Source organism: Pseudomonas sp. UFMG81 (genome assembly GCF_015354575.1).
Taxonomy (GTDB): domain Bacteria; phylum Pseudomonadota; class Gammaproteobacteria; order Pseudomonadales; family Pseudomonadaceae; genus Aquipseudomonas.
On sequence record NZ_JACAFQ010000033.1, the window covers coordinates 1 to 20,548 of the forward strand.

Annotated in this window: 18 protein-coding genes; 4 read left to right on the forward strand and 14 right to left on the reverse strand. The window is 64.6% G+C overall.

The features are described from left to right. Positions 1-39 precede the first annotated feature (39 nt). On the forward strand, positions 40-540 hold the full coding sequence (locus IX761_RS20760) for an integrase core domain-containing protein (protein WP_416366807.1): 501 nt from the start codon (positions 40-42) through the stop codon (positions 538-540). A 606-nt stretch (positions 541-1,146) separates the two neighbouring features. Here IX761_RS20760 and IX761_RS20765 read toward each other — a convergent pair. The 3 genes from IX761_RS20765 to zwf are packed head-to-tail and all read right to left on the reverse strand — an operon-like array spanning position 1,147 to position 4,008. Then, positions 1,147-1,821, reverse strand: a complete 675-nt coding sequence (locus IX761_RS20765; RefSeq protein ID WP_194791384.1) for a bifunctional 4-hydroxy-2-oxoglutarate aldolase/2-dehydro-3-deoxy-phosphogluconate aldolase — start codon at positions 1,819-1,821, stop codon at positions 1,147-1,149. Positions 1,822-1,838: 17 nt separating this feature from the next. After that, positions 1,839-2,552: a 6-phosphogluconolactonase gene (pgl, locus tag IX761_RS20770; RefSeq protein ID WP_194791385.1), complete on the reverse strand. Its 714-nt coding sequence runs from the start codon at positions 2,550-2,552 to the stop codon at positions 1,839-1,841. Further along, the gene (zwf, locus tag IX761_RS20775; protein ID WP_194791386.1) at positions 2,539-4,008 is read right to left on the reverse strand and encodes a glucose-6-phosphate dehydrogenase; all 1,470 of its coding nucleotides are present in this window, start codon (positions 4,006-4,008) and stop codon (positions 2,539-2,541) included. Before zwf ends, pgl begins: the two co-directional genes overlap by 14 nt. A 190-nt stretch (positions 4,009-4,198) precedes the next feature. Between zwf and hexR the strand changes: the two genes are divergently transcribed. Then, positions 4,199-5,062 (forward strand): DNA-binding transcriptional regulator HexR, encoded by an 864-nt coding sequence (hexR, locus tag IX761_RS20780; RefSeq protein WP_194791430.1) that lies wholly within the window; start codon positions 4,199-4,201, stop codon positions 5,060-5,062. Here the strand turns inward: hexR and IX761_RS20785 are convergent. From IX761_RS20785 to edd, 11 genes are all read right to left on the reverse strand, one after another. Next, entirely contained in the window at positions 5,055-5,909 is an 855-nt protein-coding gene (locus IX761_RS20785) for a D-hexose-6-phosphate mutarotase (protein ID WP_194791387.1), read from the reverse strand. The genes hexR and IX761_RS20785 overlap by 8 nt on opposite strands. Positions 5,910-6,027: 118 nt before the next feature. Beyond that, positions 6,028-7,371 carry a carbohydrate porin gene (locus IX761_RS20790; RefSeq protein ID WP_194791388.1) on the reverse strand — a complete coding sequence of 448 codons (1,344 nt, stop codon included), beginning with the start codon at positions 7,369-7,371 and terminating at the stop codon, positions 6,028-6,030. A gap of 171 nt (positions 7,372-7,542) precedes the next feature. Then, positions 7,543-8,691, reverse strand: a complete 1,149-nt coding sequence (locus IX761_RS20795; protein WP_194791389.1) for an ABC transporter ATP-binding protein — start codon at positions 8,689-8,691, stop codon at positions 7,543-7,545. A 3-nt stretch (positions 8,692-8,694) separates the two neighbouring features. Continuing rightward, positions 8,695-9,540: a carbohydrate ABC transporter permease gene (locus IX761_RS20800; protein WP_194791390.1), complete on the reverse strand. Its 846-nt coding sequence runs from the start codon at positions 9,538-9,540 to the stop codon at positions 8,695-8,697. Next, complete coding sequence (locus tag IX761_RS20805; protein WP_194791391.1) at positions 9,533-10,441, reverse strand: carbohydrate ABC transporter permease; 909 nt, start codon at positions 10,439-10,441, stop codon at positions 9,533-9,535. The genes IX761_RS20800 and IX761_RS20805 overlap by 8 nt, the downstream gene beginning before the upstream one ends. 133 nt (positions 10,442-10,574) lie before the next feature. Continuing rightward, positions 10,575-11,861 carry an ABC transporter substrate-binding protein gene (locus IX761_RS20810; RefSeq protein WP_194791392.1) on the reverse strand — a complete coding sequence of 429 codons (1,287 nt, stop codon included), beginning with the start codon at positions 11,859-11,861 and terminating at the stop codon, positions 10,575-10,577. Positions 11,862-11,978: 117 nt separating this feature from the next. Continuing rightward, positions 11,979-13,205, reverse strand: a complete 1,227-nt coding sequence (locus IX761_RS20815; RefSeq protein WP_194791393.1) for an AGE family epimerase/isomerase — start codon at positions 13,203-13,205, stop codon at positions 11,979-11,981. Positions 13,206-13,423: 218 nt separating this feature from the next. After that, on the reverse strand, positions 13,424-14,878 hold the full coding sequence (locus tag IX761_RS20820; RefSeq protein WP_194791394.1) for an ATP-binding protein: 1,455 nt from the start codon (positions 14,876-14,878) through the stop codon (positions 13,424-13,426). After that, entirely contained in the window at positions 14,862-15,557 is a 696-nt protein-coding gene (locus IX761_RS20825; RefSeq protein WP_228533800.1) for a response regulator transcription factor, read from the reverse strand. The genes IX761_RS20820 and IX761_RS20825 overlap by 17 nt, the downstream gene beginning before the upstream one ends. Positions 15,558-15,696: 139 nt before the next feature. After that, a complete protein-coding gene (locus IX761_RS20830) occupies positions 15,697-16,653 on the reverse strand; it encodes a glucokinase (protein ID WP_194791396.1) in 957 nt (318 codons plus the stop codon). Continuing rightward, positions 16,650-18,476: a phosphogluconate dehydratase gene (gene edd / locus IX761_RS20835; protein WP_194791397.1), complete on the reverse strand. Its 1,827-nt coding sequence runs from the start codon at positions 18,474-18,476 to the stop codon at positions 16,650-16,652. Before edd ends, IX761_RS20830 begins: the two co-directional genes overlap by 4 nt. 264 nt (positions 18,477-18,740) lie before the next feature. Between edd and gap the strand changes: the two genes are divergently transcribed. Both gap and IX761_RS20845 read left to right on the forward strand, forming a co-directional pair. Next, positions 18,741-19,742 carry a type I glyceraldehyde-3-phosphate dehydrogenase gene (gene gap, locus IX761_RS20840; protein ID WP_194791398.1) on the forward strand — a complete coding sequence of 334 codons (1,002 nt, stop codon included), beginning with the start codon at positions 18,741-18,743 and terminating at the stop codon, positions 19,740-19,742. A gap of 224 nt (positions 19,743-19,966) precedes the next feature. Continuing rightward, complete coding sequence (locus tag IX761_RS20845) at positions 19,967-20,479, forward strand: RNA polymerase sigma factor (RefSeq protein ID WP_194791399.1); 513 nt, start codon at positions 19,967-19,969, stop codon at positions 20,477-20,479. Positions 20,480-20,548: the final 69 nt, after the last annotated feature.

Consider the following 20,548-nt stretch of genomic DNA (forward strand, 5'->3'; position numbering starts at 1 on the left):
TTCCAATCGGTACTGGCCAGGAAAGACTTCACGCAAAGCATGAGCCGAAAGGGAAACTGCTGGGACAACGCAGTGGCTGAGAGCTTCTTCGCTACGCTGAAAAGGGAAGAAGCATTCAGTGCATATCCCAGTAAACGACATGCTCAACTAGCCATCGCCAGCTATGTTCATGGTTTTTACAACAGCTGTCGGCTGCACTCCGCCCTTGGCTACCGTTCTCCGAACGAATATGCCAAGAGCTTAAGGCAGAAGGCTAAATANCCAGCTTTTTGGCGTCCGTTGTCACGGGACAGGCCCAGCAAAACCGCCTGCTCCCATCATCCGGCCCCTACGCTNCGCTTCGGGGTTCCCTCACTCCGGCCTTGCTCCCGCGTGGACGCACCGAAGGGCCATCCATGGCCCATCNGTGCTCGATGGGCATCCATGCCCATCGCCCCGCTCCGCAAGTCCTACGTTCGGCCTCCTGAAGTCGCGTTTGGCGGTGACTGGACTATCGCGCGCTTAGAAGCAAGAGCAAGAGCAAGAGCAGCGAGTGTTTAATTGCTATTGATGTGTTGTTTGTAATGGCCTCATCGCCGGCAAGCCGGCTCCCACAGTGACCGCGAAAATTTCGAGTTCAGCACAGTACCTGTGGGAGCTGCGGTTCGTCGCTGCGACTTGCCAGCGATTGCAATTTGAAGTTCAACAAAGCAATCAACTAGCGACAGCTGCGCCAATACAGGCGCCGCCCCTAACTTCGCGACTTCAGGAGGCCGATCGGAGGGCTTGCGGAGGGAGGCGACGGGCAAGGATGCCCGTCGAGCACCGATGGGCCATGGATGGCCCTTCGGTGCGTACTCCCGGGAGCAAGACCGGAGTGAGGGAACCCCGGAGCGCAGCGCAGGGGCCGTATGAATGGAGCGAGCATTTTTTGGTTACTTTTTGATGCTTCAAAAAGTGACCCGCCGTAAGGGCGGAAAGGTGAATAAGCGTCACCCTCGTAAATAGATATGCTTACAACTTCAAAAACCAACTAACCAACTAACCAACTAACCAACTAACCAACTAACCTCGACACTGAATCGCACCAACTCCGCACCGCAAGTACATAAAAAAAGGGGCGCCGACCAAGCGCCCCACAAGCCGTGTAACACACAACGAAACAGGTCAGTCCAACAGCGCCATCGCCTCAGCACTGCACGCCTCGATCCGCGCCCAGTCGCCGTTCTTGATCCAGCTACTGTCGAGCATCCAGGTCCCCCCCACGCACATCACATTAGGCAAGGCCATGTAGTTACGCACGTTAGCCGGGTTGACCCCCCCAGTCGGGCAGAAACGAATATCGCCGAACGGCCCGGCAAAGGCCTTGATCGCCGCCACACCGCCACTGATCTCCGCCGGGAACAGCTTGAAGCGCCGGTAACCAAGCGCGTACCCCATCATGATCTCCGACGGCGTGCTGATCCCAGGCAGCAGTGGAATGTCACTCTCCACACCCGCTTCGAGAATGTCCTGGGTAATCCCCGGCGTAACGACAAACTGCGCACCAGCAGCCTCGACGGCGGCAAACATGCCCCGGTCGAGCACCGTGCCGGCACCGACACACAGCTCCGGCCGCTGCTCGCGCAGCACCTGGATGGCCTTCAGGCCGTGCTGCGAACGCAGGGTCACTTCCAGGGTACGGATGCCACCAGCGGCCAGGGCATCGGCCAGGGGCAGGATATCTTCCTCACGGGCGATAGTGATCACCGGCAAGATGCGCGCCTTGTCGCAGATCGCATCGATGCGTGCGGCTTTCTCGGCCATCGAGAGCAAAGGCTGTGGGCGTTCGAGGGTGGTCATGACAATGGATCCTTGGCTCATGGGCACCAGTAGATGCTCAGGGGGTCGTGAAGAAAGGCGCGAATCGGCATTTCGGAAAGGTCGTCGCCCGCCAACGCGGCGCGCAGGGTAGCGAGTTTGCTCGCGCCTTGCACGGACAGGGCGGTAAACGCGGCGCTGCCCAGCAGGGCGCGGGTCATGCTCAGGCGTTGGTACGGCACGCTGGGGGCAAGCATCGGCAGGCAGCGGCGCTCACCCACCTTGGCCAAGCCCTGGCGCAGGTTGGGGCTGGCCGGGAACAGCGAGGCGGTGTGGCCATCGTCGCCCATGCCCAGCACCAGCACATCGATCGGCGGCAGGTCGGCGAGCACCTGGTCGGCCTGCTCGGCGGCGGCCTCCAGATTGGCGGCGCCCTGGTAGAGGCCGATGAGGCGTGCCTTGGCCGCCGCGCCCTTGAGCAGGTGGCGGGCCAGCAGGCCGGCGTTGCTGTCGGCATGCTCCACTGGCACCCAGCGTTCGTCGGCCAGGCTCACGGTCACCTTCGACCAGTCCAGCGCCTGTGCGGCCAGTTGCTCAAGGAACGGCACCGGGCTGCGCCCGCCGGACAGCACCACGCAGGCCTGGCCCTTGCTGGCGATGGCCTGGCGCAGGCGCTCGGCCACGTCATGGGCCAGGGTCGCCGCCAGGGTGTTCGAATCGGCCAGCGCATGCGCCTTCACGCTCGCCGGCAGTTGCAGTTCAGATATCGCCATACCAGGCCCTCCCATCACGTGTGATCAGTGCAATCGAGCTCATCGGCCCCCAGGAGCCGGCCGCGTACGGTTTGGGCGCATCGCCGCTGCTCTTCCAGCCGGCAATCAGCTGGTCGCACCACTTCCAGGCGTACTCGATTTCATCCTTGCGCACGAACAGGTTCTGGTTGCCACGCATCACTTCGAGCAACAAACGCTCGTAGGCATCCGGAATCCGCGCACTGCGCCAGGTGTCGGAGAAATTCAGCTGCAATGGGCCGCTGCGCAGTTGCATGCCTTTGTCCAGCCCCTGCTCCTTGGTCATCACCCGCAGCGAGATGCCTTCGTCCGGTTGCAGGCGGATGATCAGCTTGTTGCCGATCTGCAAACGCTGTTCCGGGGCGAAGATGTAGTGCGGTGTCTCTTTGAAGTGGATGACGATCTGCGACAGCTTCTGCGGCATGCGCTTGCCGGTGCGCAGGTAGAACGGTACGCCCGACCAGCGCCAGTTGCGGATGTCGGCACGCAGGGCGACGAAGGTTTCGGTGTCGCTCTGGGCGTTGGCGTTGTCTTCTTCCAGATAGCCCGGCACCGGCTTGCCGTCGCTGTAGCCCGCGATGTACTGGCCACGCACCACGCGGGTGCTCAAACCCTCGCCGGTGATCGGGGCCAGGGCCTTGAGCACCTTGACCTTCTCGTCGCGGATACTGTCGGCCGAAAGGTCGCTGGGCGGGTCCATGGCAATCAGGCAGAGCAACTGCAGCAAGTGGTTCTGGATCATGTCGCGCAGCTGGCCGGCCTTGTCGAAATAGCCCCAGCGGCCTTCGATACCGACCTTCTCGGCGACGGTGATCTCCACGTGGGAGATAGAATTCTGGTTCCACTGGGTTTCGAACAGACTGTTGGCGAACCGCAGGGCGATCAGGTTCTGGACGGTCTCTTTACCGAGATAGTGGTCGATGCGGTAGACGCGGTTCTCGGGGAAGAAACGCGCCACGGCGTCGTTGACCCGCCGCGACGACTCCAGGTCGTGGCCGATGGGCTTTTCCAGCACCACCCGGGTGCGCGGCGCCAGGCCGGCCTTGTCGAGGTTTTCGCAGATGGCGCCATAGACCGCCGCCGCCGTGGCGAAGTAGGCGATCAGCGGTTGATCGGCCGGTGCCTGTTCGGCCAGGGTTTGATAGCCCTCGGGTTCGACGAAGTCCAGGTGCAGGTAGCTCAGGCGCCCGAGGAAGCGCCCCAGGGATGGCGCGTCGATTTCCGTCTCGGGGACGTGGCGACGCAGATGGGCCTCGATGGCGTTCAGGTGCTCCTGCGCAGTGCCCGGCTCGCGGGCCAGGGCCAGCAAGCGGGTATTGGGGTGCAGCAGGTCGGCCCGGTCGAGCTGGTAAAGCGCGGGGAACAGCTTGCGCAAGGCCAGGTCGCCGAGGGCGCCGAAGAGGGCGAAGGTGCAAGGTTCGACACTGATCGCAGCCATGATGTTGGTTCTTTTATAAAGTTGAGCTAGAAATACCGCTTTCAAACCCGCTTTTCAAGGGTCAATGTAGTAAAAACCACAACATTACCCACATCTATTACAGACGAGTGGTGTGACAATCCTACCGACAGTACGATACACGCCACCGCAACACGCCAGCTTTTCGACCCAAGGACACCCCATGGACCGCGTGCGCAACCTCCTGGAACAGATCCAGGGCCGCCTGGACGAGCTGAACAAGGCCGAACGCAAAGTCGCCGAAGTCATCCTGCTCAACCCACAACAGGCCACCCGTTTCAGCATCGCCGCCCTGGCCCAGGCGGCCTCGGTCAGCGAACCGACCGTCAACCGCTTCTGCCGCTCGTTCGGCGTCAGCGGCTACCCCGAGCTCAAGTTGCAGCTGGCGCAAAGCCTGGCCAGCGGTGCGGCCTACGTCAGCCGCGCGGTGGAGGCCGACGACGATCCGGCCGCCTACACCCAGAAGATCTTCGGCAGCGCCATCGCCTCGCTCGACAGCGCCTGCCAGCAGCTCGACCCACAACAGGTCAGCCGCGCCGTGGACATGATGATCCAGGCCCGGCAGATCCACTTCTTCGGCCTGGGGGCTTCCGCCCCGGTGGCCCTGGATGCCCAGCACAAGTTCTTCCGCTTCAACCTCGCCGTGTCGGCCCACGCCGATGTGCTGATGCAACGCATGCTGGCCTCGGTGGCGCACACCGGCGATCTGTTCGTGATCATCTCCTACACCGGGCGTACCCGCGAACTGGTCGAGGTGGCGCGCCTGGCGCGGGAGAACGGCGCCTCGGTGCTCGGCCTCACCGCCGCCGGCTCGCCGCTGGCCCAGGCGTGCAGCCTGAGCCTGCACATCCCGCTGCCGGAAGACACCGACATCTACATGCCGATGACTTCGCGAATCATCCAGCTGACCGTGCTCGACGTGCTGGCCACCGGCATGACCCTGCGCCGCGGCGTGGACTTCCAGCCACACCTGCGCAAGATCAAGGAAAGCCTCAACGCCAGCCGTTACCCGATCGAGGACGACGACCTCAACTGAGCCGATGCGCCTGCAACCGCAGGTGCGCGCGCTGGCCCGGGGCCAGGCTCAGGCCCTCGTCGCTGCCGCTGGCGGCCTCGACGCAGACGAAACCCTGGCACTCACGGCCACTGACGCCCATCAACGGGCGATTACCGGGGTGCCACACCACGGTGTCGTCACTGTCGCCGGTGTCGATGCACAACTCGCGCTGCCAGGCCGGGTCCTGCAACTGCACCCTGGGCGTGCCGGGGTAGACCTTCTGGCAACCGCCCTTGAGGGTGAGCGCCCCGTCTTCACGGCACGCCTGGCGGTTGAGGCGATCATAGCCGTCGATATCCTCGAGCCCAGACAGCGCTATCTTTGACACGTCGCTGATCCGCCAGTAGGCCAGCAGCGCATGGCTCAGCTGGCAAGGCTCGCTGTCCTGGTGCTCGGTACTCAAGCTCAACTCCATGCTCGCGCCCAGCCGGGCGTGCAGGTCGACCTGCCAGTCGCACAGGTCCAGGCGCCACTTGAGCGTGACCCCCTCCTCGTCCTCCTGGCTGTCCATCAGCTTCCAGTCCAGCAGCCGCGCCCAGCCATGGGCCGGCCACAAGTCTTCGCTGGGATGGCGCCCGTACCAGGGCCAGCACACCGGCACCCCGCCACGAATGGCGCCCACCTGCGGCCACTGCTCGGCGCACCACAGCCAGGGCTTTTCGCCGGTCGGCTGGAAATGCAGCAATTGCCCGCCCTGGCGGCTGAACACCGCCTGGCAACGTGGGTGGTCGATGATCAACACATCGCGCTGCTGGTAACGCTCCCACTCGAAAGTTGGCCTGGGCCGTTGCGAGGTGAAAAAGCGATGTAGCGGATGTTCAGGCATGGTTCCAAGCTCTTTTGTTGTTCGAGATAGCGCTGTCTTAGCCCATTCCCGCGAACCACTGCAGAACAGTGGTTCGCGGAAGGCCAAAATGGATGGCGTAAATTTACAACAATTTTTCTCAGAATGACGACTGAATCTTCAACCCCGCGACCAGCGCGTTGTCCACTTCGTCCACCCCGCCCGGGCTCTTGATGTATTGCAAGTTCGGCCGCACGGTCAGCCAGTTGGTGACGTGGAAGCCGTAGTAGAGCTCGGCGTTGTACTCGGTGCGCTGCAGTGGCACGAAGCCTGGGTTGTCGTAGTCATTGATGCCCGACTGGGCGTTGAGCAGTTCGGCGCGCTTCTTCACATCGTCGTTGACGTGGATGCGTGCCACGCCGAAGCCGATGTCATCCTTGGGCCGTGCGTCGAAGGCGCCCTTGTAGACCAGCCCCACCTGCTGGTAGTTGTCCACCACGTTGGTGGCCTTGTCGTGCACGGTGAAGTTGGCGAACAGGCTCAGGCCGCGGTTGACGTCGCCGGCATGGGCGGTCACCTGCTGTTGGGCCACCACCCACCAGCCATGCTTGCTGGAGTGCGACTTGAAGTCCTGGCCGGTCAGCGCCTGCGGGTTGCCGTTGATGTCGTCATACACATCGTCGGCCTTGGCGGTGCTGTAGTAGTAGCCCAGGCGATACTCGCCCGGCAGGCCATTGACCTTGGGCGACCACACCGCTTCCACCGGCAGGATCGCCCCCTTGGTGCCGCTGCCACTGAGCTTGAAGCCGTTGCCGGTCTCCAGGTTCGAGGGGTTCTGCTCGTAGGCGCCGACCTGGACGAAGAATTCCGGGGTGATGTTGTATTTCACTCGCAGGGCCCACTGGCTGACCGGCCAGTTGTACCAGATGCCGCCCACCCAGTTGCCCACCTGCGAGCCGCAGAACGCCAGGTTCTGGAAGTCGCAGGGGAAGCTGTTGAAGTCCTCGCCCTCGCCGAAGCGGCCGACTTTGACGTCCAGCGCGCCATCGAAGTACTTCTGCTTGACCCACATCTGGGTCAGGCGCCAGGTCTGGCCGCGGCCCCAGACTTCCTGCACCGAGCTGAACTGCCCGGCGCGCGGGTCGCTGATGCGGTCGTTGGACAGGTTGCGGCCGCTGCGCTCGGTGATCGCCAGTTTGAACTCGGTGTCCTTCCAGCCGAAGATCTTCTCCAGGTCCAGGTGCGCGCCCAGGGCGAACTGGTCGCTGTAGCGGGCAGTCTTGTCGTCGTTGTAGCCACCGTGCAGGTTGCCGGCCACTTCACCGACGTAGTCGAGGGTGAAGTCGTAGCCCTTGTCCAGCAGCTCGGTGCGGGTACCGCCCCAATCGCCGGTCATCCATTTCGACTCTGACGAAAAAGCCTCGGCAGCCTGGGCCCCGCTGCTGCCGACCACGGCCAGCAGTGCCAATGAGCCCAGTGTCCTGATGCGATTGCGATGTTCCATTCCTTTGCGTCCTCTTTTCTTGTTATTAACAGAACGGTTTAACGGCGGCCGCCTGTAGGAGCGGCCTTGTGTCGCGAAAGGGCTGCGGAGCAGCCCCAGGGTCGGAGCAGCCTGCAACATCGCCGGGGCTGCTCTGCAGCCCTTTCGCGACACAAGGCCGCTCCTACAGGTTCAGCGACCTTTGAAGCGCGTCACGTTGTCCTTCACGGCGGTAGCGGCCAGGTCGAGCCGCTCGCCGCTGGCAGCGTCGAACAGCAGCACCCGCGCCGGGTCGAACTGCAAGTTCAGGCTGTCGCCTACCCGGCACGCCACATCGGGGGCCAGGCGGCAGCAGACCTTGGTCTGGTTGAGGGTGACGAACACCAGCAGGTCCGGCCCGGTGGGCTCGGTCACCTGTACCTCGGCGCGGATGCCCGGCAGGCCATTGCCCTCGGCTGCCCCCAGTGAAATCTGCTCCGGGCGAATGCCAAGGATGACCTCGCGCCCTTCCAGCACATCGATGTCCACCCCCAACGGCAGCTCACAGCGCGCCTGGCCGCTGTCGAGCAGCGCCAGCACCCGGCCATCCTGGCGGGTCAGGCGCACAGGGATGAAATTCATCGGTGGCGAACCAATGAAACTGGCGACGAACAGGTTGGCCGGGTCGTTGTAGATCTGCTGCGGAGTGCCGAACTGCTGGATGATGCCGTCCTTCATCACCGCCACCTTGTCACCCAGGGTCATGGCCTCGATCTGGTCGTGGGTGACGTACACCGTGGTGGTCTTCAGGCGCTGGTGCATCAGCTTGATCTCGGTGCGCATCTCCACCCGCAGCTTGGCGTCGAGGTTCGACAGCGGCTCGTCGAACAGGTAGATCTTCGGCCGCCGCGCCAGCGCCCGGCCCATGGCCACGCGCTGCTGCTGGCCACCGGACAGCTGGCCGGGCTTGCGGCTCAGCAGGTGCTCGATCTGCAGCAACTTCGAAACCCGCGCCACCTCCTCGTCGATGGCCGCCTGGGGCAGCTTGCGGATCTTCAGGCCGAAGGCAATGTTGTCGCGCACGTTCATGGTCGGGTACAGCGCGTAGGACTGGAACACCATGGCGATGTCGCGATCCTTCGGGCTCATGCCGCTGACGTCCTCGTCATCGATCAGGATCGCCCCACCGCTGATGCTTTCCAGCCCTGCGATGCAGTTCATCAGCGTGGACTTGCCGCAGCCCGAGGGACCGACCAGGATCAGGAACTCACCGTCCTTGATCGCCAGCTGGATATCCTTGAGCGTGTCCGGCAAACCGGCGCCGTAGGTCTTGTGCACATTGCGAAGTTCGAGTGTTGCCATGACTTACCCCTTGACCGCGCCGGCGGTCAGCCCGCGCACGAAATACTTGCCCGCAATCACGTAGACCAGCAGCGTCGGCAGCCCGGCGATCATCGCCGCGGCCATGTCGACGTTGTATTCCTTGGCCCCGGTGCTGGTGTTGACCAGGTTGTTCAGGGCCACGGTGATCGGTTGCGAGTCGCCACTGGAGAACACCACCCCAAACAGGAAGTCGTTCCAGATCTGGGTGAACTGCCAGATCAGGCAGACCATGATGATCGGCGTCGACATCGGCAAGATGATCCGCCCGAAGATGGTGAAGAACCCGGCGCCGTCCAGGCGCGCAGCCTTGACCAGCGCCTCGGGGATACTCACGTAGTAGTTGCGGAAGAACAGCGTGGTGAAGGCCAGGCCATACACCACGTGCACCAGCACCAGGCCGCTGGTGGTGCTGGCCAGGCCAAGCTTGCCGAGGGTGAACGAGGCCGGCAGCAGCACGGTCTGGAACGGCAGGAAGCAACCGAACAGCAGCAAGCCGAAGAACAGCTGCGAGCCACGGAAGCGCCACATCGACAGCACATAGCCGTTGAGCGCGCCGATGGTGGTGGAGATCAGCACCGCCGGCACGGTGATCAGGATCGAGTTGACGAAGTAGCCGTTGACCGTGGCCCAGGCCTTGGCCCAGCCAATGCCGCTGAACACCGTCGGCCAGCTCAGCAGGTTGCCGGTGCTGATGTCCTCGGGGGTCTTGAAGCTGGTCAGCAGCATCACCACCAGCGGCACCAGGTACAGCAGCACGGCGAGCAGCAGCACGGCATGGATGGCGATACGGCTGAAGCTCAATGCAGGTTTGTCGACAGGGCTAGTCATGGCGTTTACCCCGTAGCTCCGAATACAGGTAAGGGACGATGATCGCCAGCACCGCGCCGAGCATCAGGATCGCGCTGGCCGAGCCCATGCCCATCTGCCCGCGGCTGAAGGTGAACGCGTACATGAACATCGCCGGTAGGTCCGAGGAGTAGCCCGGGCCGCCCGCGGTCATCGCCGCCACTAGGTCGAAACTCTTGATGGCGATGTGCGCAAGGATCATCAGCGAGCTGAAGAACACCGGGCGCAGGCTCGGCAGCACCACGGTCCAGTAGATGCGCGGCAGGCTGGCGCCATCGAGCTGGGCGGCGCGGATGATCGACTGATCGACACCGCGCAGCCCGGCGAGGAACATCGCCATGATGAAGCCCGAGGCCTGCCACACCGCAGCGATCACCAGGCAGTAGACCACCCGGTCGGGGTCGATCAGCCAGTCCAGGCGAAAACCCTCCCAGCCCCAGTCGCGCAGCAACTTGTCCAGGCCCATGCCGGGGTTGAGCAGCCACTTCCAGGCGGTGCCGGTGACGATCATCGACAGTGCCATGGGATAGAGGTAGATGGTGCGGATGAAGCCCTCGCGGCGGATGCGCTGATCGAGCAGCACGGCGAGGAACACGCCGATGGCCAGGGTGATGCCGATGAACAGGCCACCGAACAGCAGCAGGTTCTTGCTCGCCACCCACCAGCGGTCGTTGTCGAACAGCCGGGCGTACTGGGCCAGCCCGGCCCACTTGTAGGTGGGCAGGAAGGTCGAGGTGGTGAACGAGAGGACAAAGGTCCACAGGATGTAGCCGTAGAAGCCCACCAGCACGATGAACATGCTCGGCGCCAGTACCAGCTTGGGTAGCCAGCGCTGGAGCGCGTCCAGGGGTGAGGCCCGCAGGCGGGCGGTTGCAGTAGTCATGGTCTGGATTCCCGATGCGAGGTTGCCTGCGCAGGCCTCATCGCTGGCAAGCCAGCTCCCACAGGTATACGTGCCCTCAGCTGATCGCTGTTCCTGTGGGAGCCGGCTTGCCGGCGATAGGTCCGTCAGATCCTTACTTGGCTGCTTTGACGGCCGCGTACAGCTTCTTCGCCGCATCGGCCGGCTCAGCCTTGGGGTCGTTGATGTAGTTGGTCACCACATCGAAGAACGCCCCCTGCACCGCCAGCGTGGTGGCCATGTTGTGCGCCATGCTCGGTTGCAGGCCGCCGGTCTTGGCATCGGCCAGGAAGTCCTTGGCGGCGGTCTGGGCGCAGGCGTCGAAGCCATGCTTGGCCATGTCGGCGAGCATGTCGTTGCGCACCGGGATCGAGCCTTTGTTGGTGCTGAACACCTTCTGGAAGTCCTCGCCCAGCACCTTGCGGGCGATGTCCTGCTGGCCGGCCGCCGTGCCCTTGTCCTTCTGCTTGAACACCACCAGCGAGTCGATGTTGTAGAGGAAGGCTTTTTCGGTGCCGGGGAACGCCACGCACTGGTAGTCCTTGCCAGCGGTCTTCTTCGCCAGGGTCCATTCACTCTTGGCCCAGTCGCCCATGATCTGCATGCCGGCCTTGCCGTTGATCACCTTGGCGGCTTCGAGGTTCCAGTCCTGGCCCTTGCCGTCAGGGTCCATGTAGGTGGCGACTTTCTTCAGTTCGGTGAGTGCCTTGACCATCTCGGGGCCGGTCAGGGCGTTTTCGTCCAGGTCGACCAGCGCTTTCTTGTAGCCGTCGACGCCCATCACCGAAAGCACCACGCTTTCGAACACGGTGCTGTCCTGCCACGGCTGGCCACCGTGGGCGAGCGGGATGAAGCCGGCGGCCTTGAGCTTGTCGGCGGCGGCGTAGAATTCGTCGAGGGTGGTCGGCGCCTTGTCGATGCCGGCCTTCTTGAACACCTCGGGGTTGATCCACAGCCAGTTGATGCGGTGGATGTTCACCGGCACGGCCACGTAGTCACCGTCGTACTTCACGGTGTCGGCGACCTTCTTGTCGAGCAGACTGTCCCAATTCTCTTGCTTGGCGACGTCCTTGAGCACGTCGGGATCGAGCAGGCCGGTGGCGGCCCAGTCCTGGATGTCCGGGCCCTTGATCTGCGCCACGCCTGGCGGGTTGCCGGCCACGGCGCGGCTCTTGAGCACGGTCATCGCGGTGGCGCCACCGCCACCGGCCACGGCGCCGTCCTTCCAGGTGAAGCCATCTTTCTCGACCTGGGCCTTGAGTACATCCACCGCAGCCTTCTCGCCACCGGAGGTCCACCAATGGACGACTTCCACGCTGCCTTTGGAATCGGCGGCCTGGGCGCTGAGGGAGAACAGGGAGGCGAGCGAGATCGCGGCGGCGAGACGAAGCGTCGAATGCATGGGGAATACCTTTCTTGTTGTTATGCGTGGCAAGACTGTCGCTTGCATTGCAGGTGAGTGTAAGGAGCCCGCGCCCGGCACCAGGTAACGAACGGATGCGCGAATGTCATCGTTTGGTTACAAAGCCAGGGCGCAGGCCACGCTCGGTGCCAGCGGCAGGCGCGGCAGCAACAGGGCCTGGTAGGCGTGGTAGAGATCGGGCTTGCCGCCCCAGATACGCGCGCTGGGCTGATTGGTTGGGTCGAGTTCGTGGTGCCAGCTGCCGTGAGCGCGGTCGATAAAGTGCGCGCCGATGAAGTCCCAGAAACAGCGGTACCAGCGCTCGTACTGCGCCTCGCCGGTGCGTCGCAGCAGCACGGCGGCGGTGGCACAGGCCTCGGCGTGCACCCAGTGCAGGCGCTCGCGCACCACCGGGCGGTCGCGCCAGTCGAGGGTGTAGACCAGGCCCGGGGCGCCATCGACGTGCCAGGCATGGCGGCAGGCGCTGTCGAACAGGCCCCTGGCCGCCGTCAGCAGCCCCTTTGGCACGGGCATCTCGGCACGTAGCAGCGCCGCTTCCAGGTGCAACAGCAGGCGCGCCCATTCGAAGGCATGGCCGGGGGTGGTGCCATATGGGCGAAAGCCATCGGCGGGGTTGTCACGGTTGTAGTCCGGCAGCGCTTGCCAGTGCGGGTCGAAATGCTCGGTGACGCGGAATCCGTCGTTGGCGGCCTGGCCGAGGATCAACCGTTCGACCATCCGCACGGCACGCTCCAGCCACAGCGGGTTGCCCGTCACGTCGGCCAGGGCGAGGAACGCCTCGACGCCATGCATGTTGCTGTTGGCGCCACGGTAGGCCTCGGGCTGCTGCCAGTCGCGGCTGAAGGACTCGCGCAACGCCCCCTCCTCTTCGCTCCAGAAGCGGGATTGGATGACCTCGATCGCTTGCCCCAGCAACGCGGGCGCAGCAGCGACGCCCGCCATCACCGCGGAACTGGCGGCCAGGGCGACGAACGCATGCAGGTAGGCGGCCTTGCCACTGCCGCCCTGGCCCTCGGGATGGGCGAACCAGCCGCCATGCTCGGCATCGCGCAATGGCCCTTGCAGCGCGGCAACGCCGTGCTCGACCAAGTGCAGGCAGCCCGGCACGCCTTGCAGGTGCGCCAGGGCGAAGCTGTGGGTCATGCGCGCGGTGTTCATGGTTTCGGCGAGGGCGCCACGCGGCAGGCGGCCGTCGTCGTCGAGGTTGCCGAAGCCCTGGGGCAGGCGTGCGGCCCTGGCGAAGTCGAGCAGGCGCAGCGACTCCTGGGTGAGCCAGGCGTGGTGAGTGGGGGAATCGAGCCAGCGGTGGGTCATGGGCGTCATCCTTGTTGTTGTCAGGCGATTCTAGCCAGCCGTCCTGGGTGGCATGTCACGAAGGCCAATGCGATTGTCACCGCTTGGTGACATCGCTCTTGTGTAGGAGCGGCCTTGCGTCGCGAAAGGGTCGCGTAGCGGCCCCAGAATCTCGGCGTCAATGCAGAGATTGCCGGGGCCGCTTTGCGGCCCTTTCGCGACACAAGGCCGCTCCTACAGAAAGCATCTCAATCAGGTGTGCGCGGCAGGTACAGGGTCACCCGCAAGCCCCCTTCGCGCAGGTTCAACAGGCTCACTTCGCCGCCATGGCTATGGGCGATGTTGCGCGCGATCCCGAGGCCTAACCCATACCCCTGCTGCTGCCCGGCCAGGCGGAAGTGCGGCTCGAACACCTGCTCCAGGCGCTGCTCCGGCACCCCCGGCCCCTGGTCGTCCACCTGCAGCACAAAGCTCTCGGCACTGTCGATGATGCGCAACTGCGCACGTTCGCCGTACTTGATGGCGTTGTCGATCAGGTTGCCGATACAACGGCGCAACGCCAGCGACTTGCCCGGATACGGCGCCAGCGCCCTGCCTTCGAGGGTGATGCGGCCGTCACGCAGATAGGGTTCGGCCAGCAGCTCCAGCACCTGGTTGAGGTCGATCGGCTCGATGTTCTCGTGAATATCTGTGTCCTTCACGCACTGCAACGCGCCCTTGACCAGCAGCTCCAGCTCATCGAGGTCACGGCTGAACTTGGCCTGCAAGGCCTCATCCTCCAACAGCTCGACACGCAGCCGCAGGCGGGTGATCGGTGTGCGCAGGTCATGGGAGATGGCGCTGAACAGCTGCGAGCGCTCGGTGAGGTAGCGGCTGATGCGCTCGCGCATGCTGTTGAACGCCCGCCCCACCTCGACCACCTCGCTGCCACCGCCCTCGGCCACCGGTGCCACGTCGGCGCCCAGCGACAACTCCCGCGCCGCCCGTGCCAGGCGCTTGAGCGGCCGGCTCTGCCAGTGCACCAGCAAGCCGATGAACAGCAACAGCAGCAGCGTGGTCAGGGCGATGAAACCGATCTGCTGACGCGGCAGGCGCTCGGCTTCAAGGCCCGTGTAAGGCTCGGGCAGCAACGAAGCGATGTACAGCCATTCCCCCTCGCCCAGGCGGATCTGGGTGACCAGTACCGGCGGATTGAGTGGCTCCAGGGTCAGCGAATAATGCGCCCACGAGCGCGGCAGCTCGTCGAGCTTCAGGCCGCTGTTGAAGATGCGCAGGTCGTCGGGGCTTACGAACTCCACCGAGATATCCATCTGTTGGCCCAGGCGCTCATGCAACACCTGCTGGAACACCTCGATCACCGCCTGCTTGCGCGGGGTCACCGGCAGCACCGGCATGTCCAGCGGCTTGACGTTCAGCGACACGAAGAAACGTGTGCCACCCATGCTGCGCAGTTGGTCGAGCACCATCGGCCGGTAGGCCACCGGCAGCGAACGGAAGTAGCTGACGCTGGCGCTCATCGAATGCGCCAGGCTGCTGGCGCTGGCGCGCAGGCCCTGCAACTGGCTGGCACGCAGCTGCGCGACCCAGATCACGCTGGACAGGCTCTGGGCCAGTACCACCACCACCAGGGTGAGCAGCAGCATACGCCCCAGCAACGAGCGTGGCAGCAGGCGCCAGTGGCGCTCCCTAGGCCGGGTTGACATGGGCCGCCAGCAGGTAGCCGCTGCCGCGTACGGTGCGGATCAGCCGCGGCGGCTTGTCGGTGTCGCGCAGGCGCTGGCGCAGGCGGCTGACGGCCATGTCGACGATACGGTCCAGCGGCATCGGCTCGCGGCCACGGGTGGCATTGCCGATGGTGTCACGGTCGAGGATCTGCTGCGGGTGATCGAGGAACAGCTTGAGCAGGGCGAAGTCGGCGCCCGAGAGGATCACCTCTTCACCGTCGCGGTGGAACAGGCGGTGGCTGACCGTGTCCAGCCGCCAGTCATCGAACGCCAGCACCGCGCTGGCGGGTGCCGCCTGGCCGAAATCGGCACGGCGCAGCAGGGCCTTGATCCGCGCCTGCAATTCGCGCGGGCTGAACGGTTTGCCGAGGTAGTCGTCGGCGCCCAGCTCCAGGCCGATGACCCGGTCGGCCTCGTCGGAGCTGGCGGTGAGCATGATGATCGGCACCCGCGCCTGGCGCGGATGTTGACGCACCCAACGGCACAGGCTGAAGCCATCTTCATCGGGCAGCATCACATCGAGGATCACCAGGTCGTAGGTGCTCGCCTCCAGCGCGCGGCGAAAGCCCTGGCCGTCGGGCTCGGCATGCACCCGCAGGCCGCAGCGGCCGAGGTAGGTTTGCAGCAGTTCGCGAATGTCCTGGTCGTCGTCGACCATCAGGATCGATTTGCCGGCAGTGGTCACAATGGTCCGTCCTCTGGTGGTCGCAGATCTTTGTGTCTGCTGTGAAGGCCAATCGCGGGGCAACCCCGCTCCCACAACTACCTGTGGGAGCGGGCTTGCCCCGCGATGATCATCATTGTTCCAACGCTTGCTGCAAAGCCACCCCGGCCCCCAGCAACCCGGAAAACTCCGCCGTCACCAGCCATACCGGCACCCCGGCGAAATACCCGCTCATGCAGCCCTTGTCGGCAAAGCTCGCGGCAAACCCACTGCGCAGGAACAGCTCGGCAAAGCGCGGAATCACCCCACCGACGATATACACCCCACCCCGCGCGCCCAGGGTGAGCACATTGTTGCCCGCCACTCGGCCAAGGAACCGGCAGAACTGCTCGACCACCGCCAGCGCCCGCGGCTCGTTGGCCAGGGCGGCATCGGTGATCTGCGCCGGGGTCTTGTGCCGGGGCGTGTCGCCATCCAGTGCGCAGATGGCCTGGTACAGGCGCACCAGCCCACCACCGCTGAGCACGGTCTCGGCGCTGACATGGCCGATCTGCCGGTGGATCTCCTGGTGGATCGCCGCCTCGCGGGCATTGCCCACCGGCAGGTCCACATGCCCGCCCTCGCCCGGCAGCGCCAGCCAGTGCTCGCCGTGCCGCACAAGGCTGCCAACGCCGAGCCCGGTGCCGGGGCCAATCACCAGCACTGGGCGCGAAGGGTCGGCATGGCCTGCGCAGACTGCTCGATACTCGCCTTCACGCAGGCGGGTCATGCCCAGCGCCATGGCGGAGAAATCATTGATCAGTTGCAGCCGCTCGACCTGCAAGGTCTGACAGAACGCCTTTCGGCTCAGTCGCCAGTGATTGTTGGTAAACCGAAACTCATCGCCGTCCACAGGGCCTGCCACCGACAGACACACCGCCGCCAGGCCGCCACGGCCGATACCCTGCTCGCGCAGGTAGGCCTCGATCGCCTGCTCGGGACTGCTGTAGTCCGCAGTCGCCAGCACCTGGATCGCGTGCAGCTGGTTGTCGCGCCACAGGGCAAACCGTGCGTTGGTACCACCAATGTCGCCAACCAGCAGGTCTTTCACTTGAGGTTCTCCAGGCCAGAGGTGAAGGCACTGGCGCCCTTTTCTGCCGAGCTGAACGCCACGCGCATGAAGCCGAACAGCTCGCGCCCGCAGCCCAGGTCGTTGCCCTGGGGTGGTTCGGGCAGCTCACGGCTGGCCAGTTCCTCGGCCGAAACCATGATCCGCAGTGTGCCTTCGACGCCATCGACGCGCACGATATCACCATCGCGCACCCGCGCCAGCGGGCCACCGTCGAACGCTTCCGGGCACACATGGATGGCCGCCGGGATCTTGCCCGAGGCGCCGGACATGCGCCCGTCGGTGACCAGCGCCACCTTGAAGCCACGGTCCTGCAACACCCCAAGGAACGGCGTCAGCTTGTGCAGCTCGGGCATGCCGTTGCAGCGCGGGCCCTGGAAGCGCACCACGGCGACGAAGTCGCACTCGAGCTCCCCGGCCTTGAACGCATCGGCCAGCGACTGCTGGTCCTGGAACACCCGCGCCGGGGCTTCCACCACCTGGTGCTCGGGGGCCACGGCGGACACCTTCATCACCCCGCGGCCAAGGTTGCCCTCCATCACCCGCAGGCCGCCCTCGGCCGAGAACGGCCGCGCCACCGGGCGCAGGATGCTTTCGTCGAGGCTCTGTCGCGGCCCGTCGCGCCACACCAGTTGGCCGTCCTCGAGGAACGGCTCCTGGGTGTAGCGGCGCAGGCCGTGACCGGCGACGGTATTGACGTCCTCGTGCAGCAGGCCGGCGTCGAGCAGCTCGCGGATGAGGAAGGCCATGCCGCCAGAGGCCTGGAAGTGGTTGATGTCGGCTTTGCCGTTGGGGTAGACGTGGGACAGCGTCGGCACCACCTCGGACAGGTCGGCCATGTCCTGCCAGGTCAGCTGGATGCCGGCGGCCTGGGCGATGGCCGGGATGTGCAGGGTGTGGTTGGTCGAGCCACCGGTGGCGTGCAGGGCGACGATCGAGTTGACCAGCGCCTTCTCGTCGACGATCTCGCCGATGGGCATGAAGCTGCCGCTGGCCTTGGTCATGCGCGTGACCTGGCGCGCCGCCTCGGCGGTGAGCGCATCGCGCAGCGGCGTGTACGGGTTGACGAACGAGGCGCCCGGCAGGTGCAGGCCCATCACTTCCATCACCAGCTGGTTGGTGTTGGCGGTGCCGTAGAAGGTGCAGGTGCCCGGGCCGTGGTAGCTCTTCATCTCCGATTCGAGCAGCTGTTCGCGGGTGGCCTTGCCCTCGGCATAGCGCTGGCGCACATCGGCTTTCTCCTTGTTGGAGATACCCGAAACCATCGGCCCACCGGGCACGAAAATGGTCGGCAGGTGGCCAAAGCGCAGCGCGCCCATCATCAGGCCGGGGACGATCTTGTCGCAGATGCCCAGCATCAGCGCGCCATCGAACATGTTGTGCGACAGGGCAATGGCGGTGGACATGGCGATCACTTCGCGGCTGGCGATGGCCAGCTCCATGCCGGGCTCGCCCTGGGTCACGCCATCGCACATGGCCGGTACGCCACCGGCGAACTGGCCGACCGAGCCGACCTCGCGCAGGGCCTGCTTGATCTGTTCGGGGAAGTGCTGGTACGGCTGGTGCGCCGAAAGCATGTCGTTGTAGGCCGAGACGATGGCCACGTTGGCGGCGTTCATCAGGCGCAGGGTCTGCTTGTCGTCGCCACCGCAGGCGGCCACGCCATGGGCGAAGTTGGCGCATTGCAGGCTGGCGCGCATGGGTCCGTCACTGGCCGCGCCGCGGATCAGCTCAAGGTAGCGTTCACGGGTAGGGCGGCTGCGTTCGATCAGCCGTGCGGTGACCTCAAGGATGCGCGGATGCATGTACTGGACTCCAGGCTAACGGTGGGGCGGTTTTACCGGGCATTTTCCCTCCAAACGATTGCGGCCTAGGCTCTTCAGAGAGATGCCTGGCACGTTCGACGGAGGGTCACCTGACCGCTCGTTGTATGTTTAAACAAAATACTGCCAGCAAAAAGGCTTGTTTTCTATCTCTCGGTGAATAATCTTGTTATTCCAACAACAAAACCGTTTCAGTGAAGGTGCTCTTTGTGCCACAGCCTTCACCCGACTGCCAGAGGTAACGCCATGACCCTACGCATCGCCATCAACGGATTCGGCCGCATCGGACGCAACGTCCTGCGCGCACTCTACACGCACGGCTACCGCCAGGACCTGCAGGTCGTCGCCATCAACGACCTGGGCGACAGCGCGATGAACGCCCACCTGCTCAAGTTCGACAGCGTCCACGGCATTTTCGATGCAACCGTCGACGCCGACCATGAAAGCCTCACCGTCAATGGCGACCGCATTGCCGTCAGCGCCATCCGCAACCCCGCCGAGCTGCCGTGGAAGGCCCTGGCCATCGACGTGGTGTTCGAGTGCACCGGCTTGTTCACCGAACGTGCCAAGGCCGCCGCGCACCTTGCCGCCGGCGCCGGCAAGGTGATCGTCAGCGCGCCGGCCAAGGGCGCCGACGCCACCGTGGTGTACGGGGTCAACCACGATGTGCTGCGCGCTTCGCACCAGATCATTTCCAACGCCTCGTGCACCACCAACTGCCTGGCACCGATCGCCCAGGTGCTGCACCGCGAGTTCGGCATCGAACAGGGGCTGATGACCACCATCCACGCCTATACCAACGACCAGGTGCTCACCGACGTCTACCACAGCGACCCGTACCGCGCCCGCTCGGCCACCCAGTCGATGATCCCCAGCAAGACCGGCGCCGCCGAAGCCGTGGGCCTGGTGCTGCCGGAACTGGCCGGCAAGCTCACCGGCATGGCCGTGCGGGTGCCGGTGATCAACGTGTCGCTGGTCGACCTCACCGTCAACCTGCAACGCGAGGCCAGCGCCGATGAAGTGAACCAGCTGTTCCTGGAGGCCAGCCGCCATTCCCGGGTGCTGGGCTACAACGCCTTGCCGCTGGTGTCGTGCGACTTCAACCACAACCCGCTGTCGTCGATCTTCGACGCCAACCACACCCGCGCCAACGGCCGCATGCTCAAGGTACTGGCCTGGTACGACAACGAGTGGGGCTTCTCCAACCGCATGCTGGACAACTGCCTGGCGTTGTTCAACGCCAAGTAGCCTGTAGGAGCGGCCTTGTGCCGCGAATGGGCCGCACAGCGGCCCCAGCAAACTTGTGGCATGCACAGATCCTGGGGCCGCCTTGCGGCCCTTTCGCGGCACAAGGCCGCTCCTACAGGGACCGCACAAACAGTGATCTTTACTCGATCATGACATTTCCCTGCTTGACCAGACCACGTGATGATAAGCATTATCATTCACCCCTACAGTGGCCAGGTTTCCCCGTGAGTCAGTCCCGGTTCAACTCCGTTTTCCTCAGCCAGCGCCTCAGCCTGCTGCGCACCTTGCAGCGCATGGTCGGCAACCCCAGCACCGCCGAGGACCTGTTGCAGGAAACCTACCTGCGGGTCACCCGCGCCCTCGGCGAGCGGCCCATCGAACACCTCGAGCCGTTCGTGTTCCAGACCGCGCGCAACCTTGCCCTGGACCACCTGCGTGCGCGTCGCGTGCAAGCCCGCATGTTGGTGGACGACGTGCCCGAACAGGTGCTGCACAACGTCGCCGCGCCCGTGGGCAGCAGCGAGGATGCCGCCCATGCCGAGCAGCTGCTCAAGCACCTGAGCGTCAGCCTCGGCCAACTGACCGAGCGCCAGCAACGCATCTTCATCCAGAGCCGCCTGCATGGCGCCAGCTACCTGGAAATCGCCGAGCAATTGAAGGTGTCGGCGAGCACGGTACAGAAGGAGCTGAAACTGATCATGGCCATCTGCATGGGCGTGGCCGACCGTCACCAGTGACGCGACCACTCGCCGCGCCATGACGCAAGGCGCTTGCCATGTGCCGGGCCTGCGTCGATCATGCGCAGA